The 17,050-nt window shown below is 66.1% G+C and carries 12 protein-coding genes; 8 read left to right on the top strand and 4 right to left on the bottom strand.

Features of this window, described 5'->3' with window-relative positions:
• The first annotated feature begins 86 nt into the window (after window positions 1–86).
• Window positions 87–8,780 (top strand): GH36-type glycosyl hydrolase domain-containing protein, encoded by an 8,694-nt coding sequence (locus ACW7G6_RS08015; protein WP_456997980.1) that lies wholly within the window; start codon window positions 87–89, stop codon window positions 8,778–8,780.
• A 36-nt stretch (window positions 8,781–8,816) separates the two neighbouring features.
• On the opposite strand, the gene ACW7G6_RS08020 is transcribed toward ACW7G6_RS08015, so the two are convergent.
• Complete coding sequence (locus ACW7G6_RS08020; RefSeq protein WP_456978181.1) at window positions 8,817–10,184, bottom strand: APC family permease; 1,368 nt, start codon at window positions 10,182–10,184, stop codon at window positions 8,817–8,819.
• 80 nt (window positions 10,185–10,264) lie between these two features.
• On the opposite strand from ACW7G6_RS08020, the gene ACW7G6_RS08025 reads away from it, so the two are divergent.
• The gene (locus ACW7G6_RS08025; protein WP_456997981.1) at window positions 10,265–11,038 is read left to right on the top strand and encodes an N-acetylmuramoyl-L-alanine amidase; all 774 of its coding nucleotides are present in this window, start codon (window positions 10,265–10,267) and stop codon (window positions 11,036–11,038) included.
• Here the strand turns inward: ACW7G6_RS08025 and ACW7G6_RS08030 are convergent.
• Window positions 11,035–12,234 carry a PQQ-dependent sugar dehydrogenase gene (locus ACW7G6_RS08030; protein ID WP_456997982.1) on the bottom strand — a complete coding sequence of 400 codons (1,200 nt, stop codon included), beginning with the start codon at window positions 12,232–12,234 and terminating at the stop codon, window positions 11,035–11,037. The genes ACW7G6_RS08025 and ACW7G6_RS08030 overlap by 4 nt on opposite strands.
• Window positions 12,235–12,244: 10 nt before the next feature.
• Window positions 12,245–12,742, bottom strand: coding sequence for a hypothetical protein (locus ACW7G6_RS08035; protein ID WP_456978184.1), 498 nt, complete (start codon window positions 12,740–12,742; stop codon window positions 12,245–12,247).
• A 142-nt stretch (window positions 12,743–12,884) separates the two neighbouring features.
• On the opposite strand from ACW7G6_RS08035, the gene ACW7G6_RS08040 reads away from it, so the two are divergent.
• The 6 genes from ACW7G6_RS08040 (at window position 12,885) to ACW7G6_RS08065 (ending at window position 16,267) form a co-directional block, all read left to right on the top strand.
• Window positions 12,885–13,067, top strand: coding sequence for a CPXCG motif-containing cysteine-rich protein (locus tag ACW7G6_RS08040; protein WP_456962515.1), 183 nt, complete (start codon window positions 12,885–12,887; stop codon window positions 13,065–13,067).
• 274 nt (window positions 13,068–13,341) lie between these two features.
• A complete protein-coding gene (locus ACW7G6_RS08045) occupies window positions 13,342–13,695 on the top strand; it encodes an EF-hand domain-containing protein (protein ID WP_456978185.1) in 354 nt (117 codons plus the stop codon).
• Between the two features lie 84 nt (window positions 13,696–13,779).
• A complete protein-coding gene (locus tag ACW7G6_RS08050; RefSeq protein WP_456978186.1) occupies window positions 13,780–14,520 on the top strand; it encodes an HAD family hydrolase in 741 nt (246 codons plus the stop codon).
• Between the two features lie 100 nt (window positions 14,521–14,620).
• On the top strand, window positions 14,621–15,046 hold the full coding sequence (locus ACW7G6_RS08055) for a hypothetical protein (RefSeq protein ID WP_456997983.1): 426 nt from the start codon (window positions 14,621–14,623) through the stop codon (window positions 15,044–15,046).
• A 53-nt stretch (window positions 15,047–15,099) separates the two neighbouring features.
• Window positions 15,100–15,549: a hypothetical protein gene (locus ACW7G6_RS08060; protein ID WP_456978188.1), complete on the top strand. Its 450-nt coding sequence runs from the start codon at window positions 15,100–15,102 to the stop codon at window positions 15,547–15,549.
• Between the two features lie 28 nt (window positions 15,550–15,577).
• Window positions 15,578–16,267 carry a hypothetical protein gene (locus ACW7G6_RS08065; RefSeq protein ID WP_456978189.1) on the top strand — a complete coding sequence of 230 codons (690 nt, stop codon included), beginning with the start codon at window positions 15,578–15,580 and terminating at the stop codon, window positions 16,265–16,267.
• On the opposite strand, the gene ACW7G6_RS08070 is transcribed toward ACW7G6_RS08065, so the two are convergent.
• Window positions 16,264–16,980 carry a DUF1499 domain-containing protein gene (locus ACW7G6_RS08070; RefSeq protein ID WP_456997984.1) on the bottom strand — a complete coding sequence of 239 codons (717 nt, stop codon included), beginning with the start codon at window positions 16,978–16,980 and terminating at the stop codon, window positions 16,264–16,266. The genes ACW7G6_RS08065 and ACW7G6_RS08070 overlap by 4 nt on opposite strands.
• Between the last annotated feature and the right edge of the window lie 70 nt (window positions 16,981–17,050).

Here is a 17,050-nt window from a genome sequence, read left to right on the forward strand (position 1 = left end):
CTTGCCCGTTTCACGAAGCCTTGGTGCCGCTGGTGCCAGCATGACCGGACGCGTGATTGGCGCGGGTTGCCGGGACATGCAGGTCAATGACGGATCAACGCCCGTTGGCGAGCAAGGGACGAGGCGTGCTGGATGTCATCACGCGCCGTTTCCGAGCCGCGCCGGTTGCGTCTGGCGAGCCACCGCTGCGCGGGCAGTTGTTCAGTGCCGAACGTATGGAGCGTCATGGCCGCGAATTGGCGGCCAGCCACCAGCTCAGTGAGCAGCACCACGCCGACTTGCTGCTGGAGCGGCTGACCGCCAACCAGCAGATACTCGAGCGTACCTGCGACACGCTTACCGAGGCGGCCCAGGCAAGCCGCCGGCTGACGCCCGCCGGCGACTGGTTGCTCGACAACATCTACCTGATCCAGGAACAGATCGCGTTGGCGCGACGGCATCTGCCCCGGGGCTACAGCCGTGAATTGCCGCGACTGGGCAGTGGCGCCTCGGCCGGCCTGCCTCGCGTGTACGACATCGCGCTCAATGCGGTCTCGCACAGCGACGGCCTGATCGACGCGGAGAGCCTGAGCCGTTTCGTGGCGGCCTATCAGTCGGTAACCCCGCTCACGCTGGGCGAGTTGTGGGCAGTCCCCATCATGCTGCGCCTGGCGCTGATTGAAAGCCTGCGGCGGGTCAGCGCCGGCATCATGGCCGACCGTAGCGACCGTAACCTCGCCGATCTGTGGGCGGACCGGCTGACCGAGATCGCCGCGTCCGATCCCAAGAGCCTGATGCTGGTGATCGCCGACATGGCGCGCTCCGACCCGCCGCTGGCCACGCCCTTCGTGGCCGAGCTCGCCCGTCGTCTGCAGGGGCGCAGCTCCGCGTTGGCACTCGCACTGACCTGGGTGGAGCAGTGGGCGGCCGACAGTGACCAGACCATCGAGCAGATGGTGCAGGTGGAGAACCAGAACCAGGCCGCCGACCAGGTGTCGGTGAGCAACGCCATTGGCAGCCTGCGATTCCTGTCACGACTGGACTGGCAGGAGTTCGTCGAGACGATGAGCGTGGTGGAGCGCACCTTGCGCAAGGATCCCAACGGCACCTATGGGCTGATGGACTTTGCCACCCGCGACCGCTATCGGCACATCACCGAGCAGATCGCGCGACGCGGCGGGCTGGATGAGATCGACGTGGCCCAAAAAGCGTTGCAACTTGCCCGCGCCCAGGCGGCACAAACCGATGCCGACGACATCCAGGCCCATGTCGGCTATTACCTGGTCGATGACGGGCGTCCGTCACTGGAGGCGGCGCTGTCTGCTCGCTACGGCGTGCGCGGTTCGATGCGCAAGACGGCCCGCCGGGTACCGCTGTTGGCGTACACCTTGCCGATTGCTCTGATCGTTGCATTCTTCACCAACGGGCTGGTGCTGGAGGCGCAGTCGGCATTGCCGGGCATCGGCTTTGCGTGGCTGGTCGGTGTGTTGTGCGTGATTGCCTTCAGCGAGCTGGGCGTCGCCCTGGTCAACTGGGCCTCCACCTTGCTGGCGACCCCGACCATGCTGCCGCGGCTGGATTACTCGCGGGGCATTCCGACTTCGGCACGAACCCTGGTGGCGGTGCCGACGATGTTTGGCAACCTGGCCCAGCTGGCGGATCTTGCCGAGGCACTGGAAGTGCGTTTCCTCGCCAATCGCGACCCCAATTTGCACTTTGCGTTGTTGACCGACTTCTTCGACGCCGACCAGCAGACGCTGCCACAGGACGCCGCCTTGCTGCAGGCCGCGCGCGATGAAATCGCATCGCTCAATGAGCGTTACGCCGATGGTGACGACGACATCTTCTTCCTGTTCCACCGGCCGCGGCAGTGGAATCCGCGCGAACGTCGGTGGATGGGCCATGAGCGCAAGCGCGGCAAGCTGGCGGCCCTGAATGCCTACCTGCGCGGCGGCGCGCGCGAGTGCTTCATCAGCGTGGTGGGCAACACCGCGGCGTTGGGCAACGTGCGCTACGTGATTACCCTGGACACCGACACCGGCTTGCCGCGTGACGCCGCGCGCAAGCTGGTCGGGACCCTGGCCCACCCGCTCAACCGCGCCCAGTTCGACGGCAAGCGCGGCGTGGTGACCCGCGGCTACGGCATCCTGCAGCCACGCGTGGGCATCAGCATGAGTGGGCAGGCGCGGTCCTGGTACGCGCGATTGTTTGGCAGCGAGCCGGGCATCGATCCGTATACGCGGGCGGTGTCGGACGTCTACCAGGATCTTTTCAGTGAAGGCTCGTTTGTCGGCAAGGGCATCTACGACATCGACGCGTTCGATACGGCGCTGGCCGGCCGGATCCCGGACAACCGGGTCCTGAGTCATGACCTGCTGGAGGGCTGTTACTCGCGTGCCGGCCTGGTCAGCGATGTGCAGCTTTACGAGGACTATCCCGCGCGCTATGCGGCCGATGTGAAGCGGCGGCATCGCTGGATCCGCGGCGACTGGCAGCTGCTGCCCTGGATCTGTCCCTGGATGCGTCGGGGTGACGGGCGCATCGGGCGCAATCCGCTGTCGATGCTGTCGCGCGGAAAACTGGTCGACAACCTGCGACGCAGCCTGGTGCCAGCGGCGATGACGGCGTTGCTGGTACTGGGTTGGCTGTTGGGACCCAACGCGGTGGCGTGGACATTGTGGGTGTTGCTGATCGTCGTGGTGCCGCCGCTGCTGGCCTCGCTTATCGAGCTGGCCAGCCGGGCGCCCGACCTGCCGTGGTTTGCGCACTTGCGTCACGTGGCCGGCAATGGCTTGCGCAACTTCGCCCATGCGCCACTGACAGTGGCCTGCTTGCCCTACGAGGCATTCTTCAGCCTGGATGCGATTGCCCGCACGCTATGGCGCACCGGGTTGTCGCGACGCCGGTTGTTGCAATGGAGTCCGTCCGCCGAGGTGGATCGCTCGCTGGGCGATGGCTGGGTAACCACCGTGCGCATGATGTGGTTCGCCCCGGTGTTCGCGGTCGCCGTTGCGCTGGCGGTGCTGGTGCTGCAACCGGCGGCTTTGCCGGTGGCATCGCTGGTACTGGGCTTGTGGTTGCTGTCGCCGATGCTGATGTGGTGGCTGGGGCGGCCGCGACGCGACGAGGTGGCCGTGTTGTCGCAGGAGCAGACGCGCTTCCTGCGCCGCCTGGCACGGCGGACCTGGGCGTTCTTCTCCACCCATGTCACCGCCGACGACCACTGGCTGCCACCGGACAACGTGCAAGAGCATCCTTCGTTGCTGGTGGCGCGACGGACCTCGCCGACCAACATCGGCCTGTCGCTGCTGGCCAACCTGGGAGCCTTTGATCTTGGTTATGTGCCGGTCGGGGTGGTGATGGATCGCAGTGCCAACACCCTGGGCACGCTGGAATCGATACCGCGCTACCGCGGGCACTTCTACAACTGGTACGACACCCAGACATTGCAGCCGTTGCCGCCGCACTACGTATCCAGCGTAGACAGCGGCAACCTGGCCGGACACCTGTTGACCTTGCGTCAGGGCTTGCTCGCGCTGGCGGACGCGCCGCTGGTGTCGCCGATGGCATTGCAGGGACTGGCCGATACCCTGGACGTGTTGCGCGAGTCCGAGGGCGACATCCCCGGCGGCGAGACGGTCAACAACCTCGAGCGCGTGCTGCAGTCCGCGTTGGTGTCCCCGCCGGTGGAGCTGGCCGAAGCGGCCCGGTTGTTTGATCGCTTGCACCAGCTTGGCGATGACATCCGGCGCGACCAGGCCGCCGGGTTTGGCGAGTCCGGCGACTGGGTCCAGGCATTGATGGACCAGTGCCGGATGGTGTCCGACGACCTGGTCTGGCTGGCGCCGTGGCTGGCGGCAACGGCAGGCACCGACCAAAGCGATGCCGCCGCGGTGAAAGGGATCCCGACCTTGCGCCAGCTGGCCGCCAGCGACCTGCCGGTGGCGGCGGACAGGGCAAGGTTGCGGATCACCGAGCTGGAGCGGCTAGCCCACGTCGCCGGCCAATGCGCGCAGCAGGAGTATGGCTTCCTGTACGACCCGGCCCGGCGCCTGCTGTCGATTGGCTACAACGTCGAAGAGCATCGGCGTGATATCGGCTTCTATGACCTGCTTGCGTCCGAGGCGCGCCTGGGCAACTTCGTCACCATCGCCCAGGGACAGTTGCCACAGGAATCGTGGTTCGCGTTGGGGCGTTTGCTGACCGAGGTCGACGGCGAGCCGACCTTGCTGTCGTGGAGTGGCTCGATGTTCGAGTACCTGATGCCGCAACTGGTGATGCCCAGCTACCGCGGCACCTTGCTTGACCAGACCGCGCGCAATTGCGTGGAACGGCAAATCGGCTACGGTCGCCAGCGCAATGTCCCCTGGGGTATCTCCGAGTCGGGCTACCAACTGTTCGACGTGCGCATGAACTACCAGTACCGCGCCTTTGGCGTGCCGGGACTGGGGCTGAAGCGCGGCCTCGCCCAGGACCTGGTCATCGCTCCCTACGCCAGCATGATGGCGTTGATGGTTGCGCCCGAGGCGGCCTGCGAGAACCTGCAGCGGCTGACCCGCAAGGGGTTTTCTGGCCGGTTCGGGCTCTACGAGGCCATCGACTACACCGCCTCCCGCCTGCCGCCGGGGCAGGACCATGCGGTGGTGCAGTCGTTCATGGCGCACCACCAGGGCATGGGCTTGTTGTCGCTGGTGTACTTGCTGTGTGAGCAGCCGATGCAGAAGCGGTTCATGGCCGACCCGGAGTTCCAGGCAACCTTGTTGTTGCTGCAGGAGCGGATTCCGCGCACCGGGATGCTCCATCCCCACGCGGGCGAGGTCGCCACTGCCGGGTTGCGCACGGAGGTCCATGAGACCCGGTTGCGGGTGTTCCGCAGTCCAGACGTGCCGCGTCCGGCGGTGCAGATACTGTCCAACGGGCGCTATCACGTGATGCTGAGCAGCGCGGGTGGCGGCTACAGCCGCGCCGGCGAGATGGCCGTGACGCGTTGGCGCGAAGATGGCACCCGCGACCACTGGGGCAGCTTTTGCTACGTGCGCGACGTGGCCGATGGTCACTTCTGGTCGACCGCCTTCCAGCCCAGTCGGGTACCGGTGGAGGGTTACGAGGCGATTTTCTCGGACGCCAAGGCCGAGTACCGCGGCCGCATGCGCGACTTCGAGATGCATACCCAGATCACCGTCTCGCCCGAAGACGATATCGAGTTGCGCCGCTTGCGGATCACCAACCGGGCCGGCGTGGCCCGCAGTGTCGAGATCACCAGCTACGCCGAAGTGGTGCTGGCGCCGGCGATTTCCGACGAGCTGCACCCCGCCTTCAGCAACCTGTTCGTGCAGACCGAGCTGGTGCCCGAAAAGCAGGCCATTGTCTGCACCCGGCGCCCGCGCGCCCACGACGAAGTCCCACCGTGGATGTTCCATCTGCTGGCCGTCCACGATGCCGATATCGACGCGATTTCCTATGAGACCGATCGGGCGAAGTTCGTCGGCCGTGGCAACTGCCTGCAGTCTCCGGCGGCGATGACCGCGCACGACGAATTGTCGGGCAGTGACGGCTCGGTGCTGGATCCGATCGTTGCCATCCGCTGCCGGTTGACCCTCGCGCCGGGGCAGACTGCCAGCATCGATATGGTCTCCGGGGTGGCGACCACGCGCTCGAGTTGCGCGGCTCTGGTGGGCAAATACCGCGACCGGCGTCTGGCGGACCGCGTGTTCGACCTCGCCTGGACCCACAGTCAGGTGGTCCGCAACCAGATCAATGCCAGCCAGGCCGATGCCCAACTGTACGAGCGGTTGGCGGGTCTGGTGCTGTATGCGAACCCGATCCTGCGGGCAGGCCAGGCGGTGTTGCTGCAGAACCGTCGTGGCCAGTCCGGGCTGTGGGGGCAATCGATCTCCGGCGACTACCCGGTGGTGCTGCTGCAGATCGCCGAGGCGGCCAACATCGAGTTGGTCCGCCAGTTGGTCCACGCGCATGCGTACTGGCGCTTGAAGGGGCTTGCCGTCGACCTGGTGATCTGGAACGAGGACCAGGCCGGCTATCGCCAGCAACTGCAGGACCAGATCCTGGGTCTGGTCGCGGCGGGGGTGGAGGCGCACGTGATTGATCGCCCGGGCGGCATCTTCGTGCGGCCCACCCACCAGATATCGCAGGAGGACCGGATCCTGCTCCAGTCCGTCGCACGGGTCATCCTCAGTGATGCGCGCGGCAGTCTGTCGGAGCAACTGGGTCGGCGTCCGAGTCCGGTGCCGTCGATACCGTTGCTGGTGCCGGCACCGATCCAGTACGAGCTGGTGGACGCCGAAAATGCCTGGCCACCCGGCGAGGACGGCGGTATCGACCCGACAGCCGGACCGGCCGATGACCCCTGGCCATTCGACGTCGGGGCGTCGACCCGGATCCTCGACAATGGCATCGGCGGCTTCTCGCCGGACGGGAGCGAGTACATCATCGACCTGGCTCCCGGTCAGACGACCACGGCGCCCTGGTCGAACGTGCTTGCCAATGCCCACTTCGGTTGCGTGGTGAGCGAGAGTTCTCCGGGCTACACCTGGAGCGAGAACGCGCACGAGTTCCGGCTGACACCGTGGCACAACGACCCGGTCACCGACGCTGCGGGCGAGGCGTTCTACCTGCGCGACGAAGACACCGGCCGGGTCTGGTCCCCGATGCCGTTGCCTTGTCGCGGCAGCGGCCAGTACCGGACCCGGCACGGCTTTGGCTACAGCGTGTACGAGCACGTCAACGATGGCATCGCCAGTGAGCTGTGGATCTATGTCGACCTGCACGAGGCGGTCAAGTACAGCGTGCTCAGGGTCGCCAACCGCTCCGGCCGGCCACGCCGGCTGAGCGCTACCGGCTACGTCGAATGGATCCTCGGCGACCTCCACGCCAAGACCCAGATGCACGTGGTGACCGAGGTGGATGGCGATACCGGGGTGCTGACGGCGCGCAATCCCTACAACACGGAATTCGAAGGCCGGGTGGCGTTCTTTGATGTTGATCCGGTGGCCGGCGAGCGGACCATTACCGGCGACCGTCTGGAGTTCCTGGGTCGCAATGGCACCCTGCAACGCCCCGCCGCACTGCAGCGCGAGCGGTTGTCAGGCCGGTTGGGCGCGGGACTGGACCCGTGCGCGGCGATCCAGGTGGTCCTTGAGCTGGACGCCGGCGAAGCCAGTGAAACGGTATTCCGGCTGGGCATGGGAAGTGGTTGGGGCGCTGCGGTGGCGTTGGCAACCCGCACCCGCGGCACGGACCCGGCACACGATGCACTGGATGCGGTGCGGATGTACTGGAACCGGACCCTGGGCACGATCCAGGTGCAGACGCCGGACCCGGCCTTCGATGTCCTCGCCAACGGCTGGCTGCTGTACCAGACCATCGGCTGCCGGTTCATGGCGCGCAGTGGCTACTACCAGTCCGGCGGCGCCTTCGGTTTCCGTGACCAGTTGCAGGATTCCATGGCGATGGTGCATGCCGAGCCGGAACTGGCCCGTGGCCACCTGCTGCGCAGCGCGGCCCACCAGTTTCCCGATGGCGACGTGCTGCACTGGTGGCATCCGCCGCTGGACCGCGGCGTGCGCACGCGATGCTCGGATGATTACCTGTGGCTGCCGTTGGCGGTGTGCCGCTACGTGGAAGCGACCGGCGATGCCGACGTACTCGACGAGGTCGTGCCCTACATCGAGGGCCGCCCGGTCGGCATCGACGAGGAGTCCTACTACGACCTGCCGCTGCGCTCGGCGTTGCGACAGGACCTGTACCGGCATTGCGTGCGCGCGATCAAACGCGGGCTGGAGCTGACCGGCGAGCGCGGGTTGCCGCTGATGGCGACCGGCGACTGGAACGACGGCATGAACCGGGTGGGCGAGCGCGGTCGCGGCGAGAGTGTTTGGCTGGGCTTCTTCCTGCACCACGTGCTGGTCCAGTTTGGTGCCCTGGCGGCCGGGCGCCGCGACGATGGTTTCGCCCGCGACTGCGCCGCGGCCGCGGAGCAGTTACGCGAGAACCTGGAGAAGCACGCCTGGGATGGCGACTGGTACCGGCGCGCATGGTTCGACAACGGCGTGCCGCTGGGTTCGGCGAGCAGCGACGAGTGCCGGATCGATTCGATATCGCAAAGCTGGGCGGTCCTGTCGGGCGCGGGCGACCCGGAGCGCACGCGTCGAGCCATGGCCTCGCTGGACCGCTACCTGGTGCGTCGCGATGCCGGCCTGATCCAGCTGCTGGATCCACCGTTCGACAAGACCGTGCAGGATCCCGGCTACATCCGTGGCTATGTGCCCGGGGTGCGTGAAAACGGCGGCCAATACACCCACTCCGCCGTGTGGGCGGCGATGGCGTTTGCGCAGATGGATGACACCCAGCGGGCATGGGAGCTGATGCGGATGATCAGCCCGCTCAGCCACACCGGCACCGCCGAAGATGTGGCGGTCTACAAGGTGGAGCCCTACGTCATGGCCGCGGACGTGTATGCGGTCGCCCCGCATGTCGGCCGTGGCGGCTGGACCTGGTACACCGGCTCGGCCGGCTGGATGTACCGGTTGATGGTGGAGTCGTTGCTCGGCGTACGCAGGGAAGGGCGGCAGTTACACATCGAGCCCCGCATGCCATCGGATTGGCCGGAATTCACGTTGCGCTATCGATTCGGCGAGACCAGCTACCCGATCACCGTGCGACGCGCCGAAGCCGGCGAGCCGTCGCGGATGACGGTCGACGGCGTGACACAGGACCAGTTGGTAATCGAACTGCGCGATGATCGCGAAACCCACGCCGTCGAGGTCTGGCTGCAGCCGTGACAAGCCGGCTGCAGCGGGTGGATCGGTGCGCCTGCTCTATGGCGCCGGCTTGCGGCGGAAGTGATAGATCACCGCGCCGATCAGTATCGCGATGGCGCCGGCGATCAGGTTTTCCAGCTTGGCACTGGCCAGCAACGCCACCGACAGTGCCGTCGCCGCCACCGGGATCAACACGCCGCCCGGCAATCGCATGGCCTGCGGCTCGTTGCCATGACGGCGGCGCAACACGATCACCGACAGCGCGGTGCCGATGTAGGTGACCAGACGGGCCACCACCGACAGCAGTGCCAACTCCACGAACGAGCCGGTCAGTGCCAGCACCAGCGACACCACGCCGATCGCCACCACAGCGTTGGCCGGAGTGCGGAACCGCGGGTGGATCCTGCCCAGTGCCTTCGGGCCATAGCCGTCATCGGCCAGTGCCAGCAGGTAGCGCGGACCAAACATGATCGTGTTGCTGTTGGTGCCCAGGATGGAGATCGCCGCGCCGATGGTCAGCAGCCACGCCAGACGCTCGCCGCCGAAGCGCGCCGCTGCATCGGCCAACGGGGCCGTGGATTCGCCCAGCCCCGGCAGGGTGCCCAGCGCGACCCACTGCACCGCGACATACACCAGGGTGACGGTGACGATCATCGCCAGCAGCGCAAATGGCACGTCGCGGCGGGGGTTGCGGTACTCGCCAGCGGCCGCAGGCAGGTTCTCGAACCCGGCGTAGGCAAACAGCAGCAGCAGTGCGGCCTCGCCCAGGTCGGCCAAGGGAATCGGGCCGGCCATTGGCGAGGCCAGCGAGGTGTCGACGTAGAACGCACCGATCGCCACGAACATCAGCAGCGGCAGCAGCTTGGCAATCGCCAGCAGCACCCCGGTGCGCGCGGCGGTGCGCACGCCCACCACGTTGACGACCACCAGGAACACCAAGGAGCCGACCACGATCCCGATCCGCGTCGAACCACTTGCCGCGGCGGGCCAGAAGTGGGTGACCGCCTCGGCCAGGCCATTGCTGAGTGCGGCGGCGCTGGCAATGCGGGTCAGCACCAGCATCCAGCCGATCTCGAAGCCAACGAACGGTCCGAACGCTTCACGTGCGTACAGATAGCCGCCGCCGGGCTGGTCAAAGTAGCTGGAGGCCTGCGCGTAGCAAAGCACCAGCAGCGACACTGCCAGCCCGGCCAGCAGGATCGCCCAGAGACTGGCCGGCCCGAGCAGCAGGGCTGCGGCGGCGGGCAGCAGGTAGATGCCGCTGCCGATCACGTCGTTGACCGACAGCCCGAACAGCTGCCAGCGGCCTACGGCGCGCAGCAATTCGGGTTGCTCGCCCGGACCGGGCGGTATGGCGGTGGAGCGGTTTGATGGCGTGCTTTGCAAAACGCTCTCCACATCGGTTGGCGATGCCCAAGAGTGCATGAACGCGCTGCTAGCGTCCATGCAGCGTGTCACTCGTCGCGACGGCCGGTTTGGCTTACCGTAGTTCCATGCAGGTATTCATGAAGACTTGTCGGATCGTCATTGCCGCAGCGCTGCTTGGGTTTCTGGGCGCTTGTGCCAGCGTGCCCAGCCACAATCCGCTCGCGCAATGGGAGGGCTCGCCGAACCACGAGCCACGCCGGGCCCGGGTGATCGTGCTGCATCACACGGCGATGGACAGCGCCCGGGGCGCGATAACGACGTTGCAGACGGCCAATTCCGGTGGCCCGGTGAGTTCGCACTATGTGATTGGCGACGACGGGCGGATCTACCAGCTGGTCGCCGAGGACCAACGGGCCTGGCACGCGGGCGGCAGTCGCTGGTCCGGGATCAGCGACCTCAACTCCTATTCGATCGGCATCGAGCTGGACAACAACGGTCATGAGCCTTTCAGCACGTCGCAGATCGATGCATTGCTGGTGTTGCTGGAGGATCTCACCACGCGGCTGGGGATCCAGCGCCACCTGGTGGTGGGTCATGGCGACGTCGCGCCCACCAAAAAAGACGATCCCAGCGGGCTCTTCCCCTGGCAACGCCTGGCGGAATCAGGCTTTGGCTTGTGGCCCCGGGACCGGCTTGCCGCGCCGCCCCCGGGATTTGATCCATGGGCCGCATTGCGCCTGGTGGGTTACGACCTGCGGGACCGGTCGGCCGCACTGGCTGCCTTCCACCGCCACTTCCGTGCCAACGACGGCACCGAGTGGCTGCCGGGCGATGCCGAAATCCTGTACGACCTGCAGTTGCAACTGATGGACACGCCGGTGCTGTCCACGCCAACCGGCCTGCCGCGCTAAGACGTCGGGACCTCCGAAGTCGCCGTTTCCGTAGCGGTCACGGCCGGGCTCAGGCGCAACAGTCGACCGTCCTGGCCATCCTCCAGCAGCCACAGGTTGCCCGCCGGGCCTTGCTCGACTTCGCGGATGCGTTTGCCCATGTCGAACCGCTCCGCCTCGTGCACATCGCCGGGCGTCAACTCGACCCGGATCAGTGCCTCGGACGAAAGACCGGCGATGAACGCGTCGCCTTGCCACTGCGGAAACGCGTCGCCGGAATAGATGACCAGGCTCCCCGGTGAAATGACCGGGGTCCAACTGGTCTGCGGTGCGTTGTACTCGGGCTGGGTGTCGTGGTCGGGGATCGGCCGGCCGTCGTAGTGATCGCCATTGGAGACGATCGGATAGCCGTAGTTGCCGCCACGCACGACCTGGTTGAGCTCGTCACCGCCGCGCGGGCCCATCTCGATGTTCCACAACTCGCCCTTCGCATCAAAGGCGATGCCGAGTGGGTTGCGGTGGCCGAGGGACCAGACCTGCGCTGCGACATCGCCCTGGTCGGCGAACGGGTTGTCTTTCGGGGTGCTGCCGTCGGCGTTGAGACGGACGATCTTGCCGAGATTGGATTGCAGGTTCTGCGCCGGATCGAATTTCTGGCGCTCGCCCGAGCTGATCCACAGATAGCCGTCGGGCCCGAACGCCAGCCGATGGCCGTAATGACCGTGACCCTGCACCTTGGGCACCTGGCGCCAGATCACTTCCAGCCCGGTCAGCTTGCCGCCACCTTGCTGGTCGAGCACCAGCGTCGCACGGGCTACCGCAGCGCCACTGGTATAGCCCTTGCCGGCCTCGGCATAACTCAGATAGACCTGTTGGTTGTCGGGGAAATCGGGTCCGAGAATCACGTCGCCCAGCCCGCCCTGGCCTTCGTCGACCACGTCGGGTACGCCGCTGATCTGGCCGACCTCGCCGCTGTCCAGTTGCACCAGCTTCAGCGCGCCGCCTTTCTCGGTGACCAGCAACCGGTTCCCGTCGGGCAGGAAGGTCATGGCCCAGGGGGCGTTGAAGTGCGCGATGGCGGTGACCGCAAGCGCGTCGCCGTCGGCCGTCGTCATCGTGTCCCCACCCTGCGGCTCGGTCGGTGTGCTGATGCCATCGGCGGGATGGCACGCGGAAAGCAATGCCACTGACAGGGTTGCCATCAAACGCATGCGCATGGGTCGATTCTCAGGATGGGATGGAGGTGGCCTCGAACGGTAACGCTACCGCGCCGGTGGCGATAATGCGAGGGTGCGCGGCGGCCAGCAGCTCCTTGTCGCCATCGACCAGCACCAGGATATTGCCGGCCTCGATCTCGTCGTGGAACTTCTGTCGCACCGGGTCGGGGATCGACGAGCCGACCAGTGCAGACGACCAGCTGCCCACCGCAGCACCGGCCACCGTTGCGGCGGCCGCGCCGATCATGGTCACGCCCAATGCCGGGATGGCGACCGCAACCAGACCCGCCAACAGGCCGGCCCCGGCGCCATAACCGGCGCCGCGCATTGCGGCGGGAATCATGTCGGTGTCGGCTTCCTTGCGTTCCTGCGGGATCACGTCCATCTCGATGTCCGAGCGCGCCACCAACAGGATGTTGCTATCGGGTACCCCGGCGGCCAGGGCAGCGTCGATGGCCGCGATCGCGGCCGGCATGTCCGGGGTACTGAATACGTGTCGGTGCTTCATGAGTCGCTTCCTCCACTGTTGCGATCCAGCATCGCCCCGGTGCGGTGATCCAGTGGTGAACACCGCGTTGGCGTGGTGTTCCCGGCTTCCGTGGCATTGTCCAGGTGGGCCGCCGATCGCCCGTCACGCACAGGAGCTGCCCATGTTGCCCACCGCCACTGTCCACTGCCCGTATTGCGGCGAGTCGATCCAACTGCTGATTGATGACTCGATCGAGGAACAGCGTTATATCGAGGACTGTCAGGTGTGCTGTCGCCCGATCCGGGTCGCGGTCGACATCGTGGATGGCGAACTGCAGGTGGGGACGGCGGCGGAGAACGAATGAACGCTTCGGCGGCTGCGTGAAGGTTGTGTTGGGTTCAGCAACATCAAAAGGGTCGAAGCCGCCGAAGCGATGTCGGGCATCACGGTTTTCCGGCTGCGCGGAGCATCCGCCGCGGTGTCCTAGCGCCAAATTCGGGGCCGATGGTTAAACCAACGTTGTCGTAACGATTGACCCATGGCGACGGTTCATGGCGCCGTGCGCAAGGTGCGAGTCGTGCGGCAGGAATCCCCCGTCCTGCAGCGCCATTCCCATCCTTGTCCAGGAGACATGATCCATGAAGATTTCGACCATCAGCCTTGCCTTGGTGGCTGCGCTGGCCGCACCGCTCGCCTTTGCCCAGGACGCCACCACGGCCGACCCCGTAGAGGGCGCAGCGGCAACACCGACGCAGCAGGCGGTACCCTCGGAGAAGAAAAGCTGGAATGACGTCGACACCAATGGTGACGGCGCGCTGAGCCAGGCCGAGGCGGCGTCGGTGCCGGCACTGGACGCGGTATTCGCCGAGGCGGATGTCGACGCCGATGGCTTGCTCACCGCCGATGAGTACAAGGCCTACGTTGCCAAGATGCAGGGCGGTGCCGGTGCCGAAGCGGCCGGCGACGCGGCAGCCACCGACTCGGGTCAATAACAGCGGCGGGTTCAACGCCCATGCGTATTGAAGGGCGGCCCACTGGGTCGCCCTTCGGCTTTCCGGGTCCGTCATACTGGGGCGATGGAAAGAATCGAGATGGTCGCCTTCGACGCCGACGACACCCTGTGGCGCAGTCAGGATTATTTCGACCAGGCGCAGCAGGAGTTTGAGCAGATCATCGCGGCATGGGTCGATCTGGACGAAGGCCAGTTGCGCCAGCGCCTGTACGAGGTGGAAAGCGGCAACATCGCGGTGTTCGGCTATGGCGTGAAAGGCATGGTGCTGTCGATGCTGGAAGCCGCCGTCGAGCTGACCCAGGCGCGCATCAGCGCCACCGACCTGCAGCGCATCGTCGGGCTGGGCAAAGCGCTGCTGCAACACCCGGTCGAGCTGCTTCCGGACATCCGCGACGCGGTGGAGGCCATAGCCCGCGACTACCCGATCGTGTTGATCACCAAGGGTGACCTGTTCCACCAGGAGGCCAAGGTGCGTCAATCCGGCATGGCCGACCTGTTCCGCCGGATCGAGATCGTGAGCGAGAAAGACCCGCCGACCTATAGACGACTGCTGACCGAATTCGAGCTGCCCGCAAGCCGCTTCCTGATGATCGGCAACTCGTTGCGCTCCGACATCGCGCCGGTGCTGGCACTGGGTGGCTGGGGCATCCACGTGCCATACCACACCACCTGGGCGCATGAGAATGCGGTGCTTCCCGATAGCCCAAGCGTGCCCTCGCGCATGCGTCGGGTTGACGCCGCTGCCGGCTTGCCCGGTGCGGTCGCCGAGCTGGCAGCATTGACGACAATGCCGAACGCCTGCTGAGCGGGATTGGCCGGCCAAGGTCGGCATTGGATGCGTGTTCAGGTGTGTCCCGGCATCGTCGGATCGTGGCTGGAACGGCCGGCCGATAAAGGAGAACCCCATGTCCAATCTATTCCGGTGGCTCGCTCCGGTTGCGCTGGTGGCCGGTATCGGCCTGTCGGCGTTGGCTCCTGTGCCCGCCCACGCAAACGATGGCGACGACCTGGTCCGGGTGCTGGTCAACGCGGCCGATGTGATCTTCAGCAACGGTCATGCGTACTATCAAGACGACTATCGCAACAACCGCCGTGGCTACAACAACCGCCTCATCGTGGTGCGCGACAACCGTGGCAACCCCCGTTATTACCGCTCCAGCCCGCGCAACAACGCCCGTGACGTGAAGTGCAACAAGCACGGCAAGTGCAAGGTCAAGGCGACGTACTACGATCCGCGCTACGACCGGGACCGCAGCCGTTATCGTGCGCGCAATGATCGCGACTCGCGCCGCTATTACAGCCGGTCGTACCGCGACCGGGACGACGATTGAGCGCCGGCAAGGTAGGCTGATCCGTTCCCGCAAACATCCAAACGAGTACGTCAATGAAGACTCCCGGCCTCATCAGGATCGTGTTCCCCGTCGTGGCTGCCGGCCTGCTTGCCATCACTGCGTTGCCGGCCAGCGCCGCCGGACCGGTTGATTGCGAAATGCGCTTCGACATGTCGGGCTGGTCGCTGTTCTACAAGACCGGCTCCGGCAATGGCACGGTCAGCTGCGACAACGGCCAGCGCATGTCGGTGAAGATCAGCACCAAGGGCGGCGGAATCACCGTCGGCAAGACCAGAATCGAGGATGGGCGCGGCGAGTTTTCCGGCGTGACGCGGATCGAGGACGTGCTCGGCACCTACGTCACCGCCGAGGCGCACGCGGGCGTGGGCAAGTCGGCCAAGGCGCAGGTGATGACCAAGGGCGAGGTCTCGCTGGCGCTGGCAGGCAAGGGTGCCGGCTGGGATCTCGGCGTGGCGTTCGGAAAGTTTGTCATCTCGCGTTGATCGTGAGCCCCCTGAAGGGAGTAGAACCATGAAGAACAAATCAACATCCAGGATGCTTGCCGTCGCCGCCGCAGTGGCCGCGTTGTTCGGGGCCGGACAGGTTGCGGCGCAGGACTTCAGCTTCGGCTGGAACCCGCGCAGCGGTGATGTCTGGGTCGACAGCCGGCTGGACGACGTCAACCGCTACGGTTCCCGCTATCAGCAGCCGTTTGTCGATGAAATGGTTCGTTACCACGGTGCCCCGCGCAGCCTGGTGAGCAGCTTGCTTACCGAGCGCAACTGGGCGCCGGGTGATATCTACTACGCGTGTGCGATCGCCCAGATCATCGGCCGCCCATGCCGTTACGTGGTCGATGAGTGGGAGCGCGATCACGGCCAGGGCTGGGGCAACGTTGCCAAGCGGATGGGAATCAAGCCGGGCTCGGCCGAGTTCCACCGGCTCAAGCGCGGCTTCGTCTCCAGCTATGACCGTTGGGGTCGTCCGATCCGGATCGACGAAGATATGTATCGCGACTACCCCGAGCGCGCCCGCGCCGCCCGCCTGCATGCCGATAATGATCGGGGCAAGGGGAATAAGGGCAACAACGGAAATAACGGGAACAAGGCAAACAAGGGCAGCAACGGAAACAACGGCAACAAGGGCAACAACGGCAAGGGCAACAACGGCGGCAAGAAAAACCAGGGAAACAACGGCAACCACAAAGGCCGGGGCAACTAGTTTCCCAGCAGTTCCAGGTAGGCGCGGATGCGTTTGGCGTTGGTGCCCACGTCACTCTTTCCGACCCGTGATACCGAGCGCACGTCGACCTGGCTGCCGCTGCCGGTGACATCCGGTTCGATACGGATCACCACATCGTCCTTGAAGCCGAACCACAACGTGGTCGCGGTGGCCTCGATGCGGCCGCTGGCCGGATCGGCGGCGACGATTTCCCAGTCCATGCTGCGCGCGGTGGACAGCGCGCGCTGGAATGCGTCGGCCGGCGTAACCCCGAGGTGGCGTGTGTCCAGGTCGGGGTAGGCGCTGGCTTGCGCTCGCGCCACCTCCGGTCCGGCATAAGAGGAAGGGTTGGTTGCGGCAGCCCGCAGCGGCAGGATCGCGACGAACGGCGGTGGACGCTCGGTGTCGGTACTGATGTCGTGGATTGGCGGCACTTTTTTGGCCTGCCGCATCCCGTTCCACGGCACGAATGCAACCGCGACACCCAGCAGCAACGCGGCCACCAGCGCGCCGGTCCCGGTGCGCCGGATGCGCGGGATCAGCAACATCACCAGCGCGATCGCCGCGGCGGCCAAGCCGGCATAGGCAGCCCAGCTCATCAGTTTGAAGCCGGTGGGGAATGCCCAAAGTCCCAGCCGGGTGCCCGGCCCGGCCACAGCCAGCAGCAAGACGGCGATAACGCTCAGTGCGAGGGGGTACCGGGGTGCTTTCATGGCGGCTTCCATCGAGTGGCGGTCGGACGCAGTGTGAACCAGCCCGCGTCGGGATGCGAAGCGATCCCCG

The sequence above is a fragment of the Lysobacter sp. A421 genome (assembly GCF_054052145.1).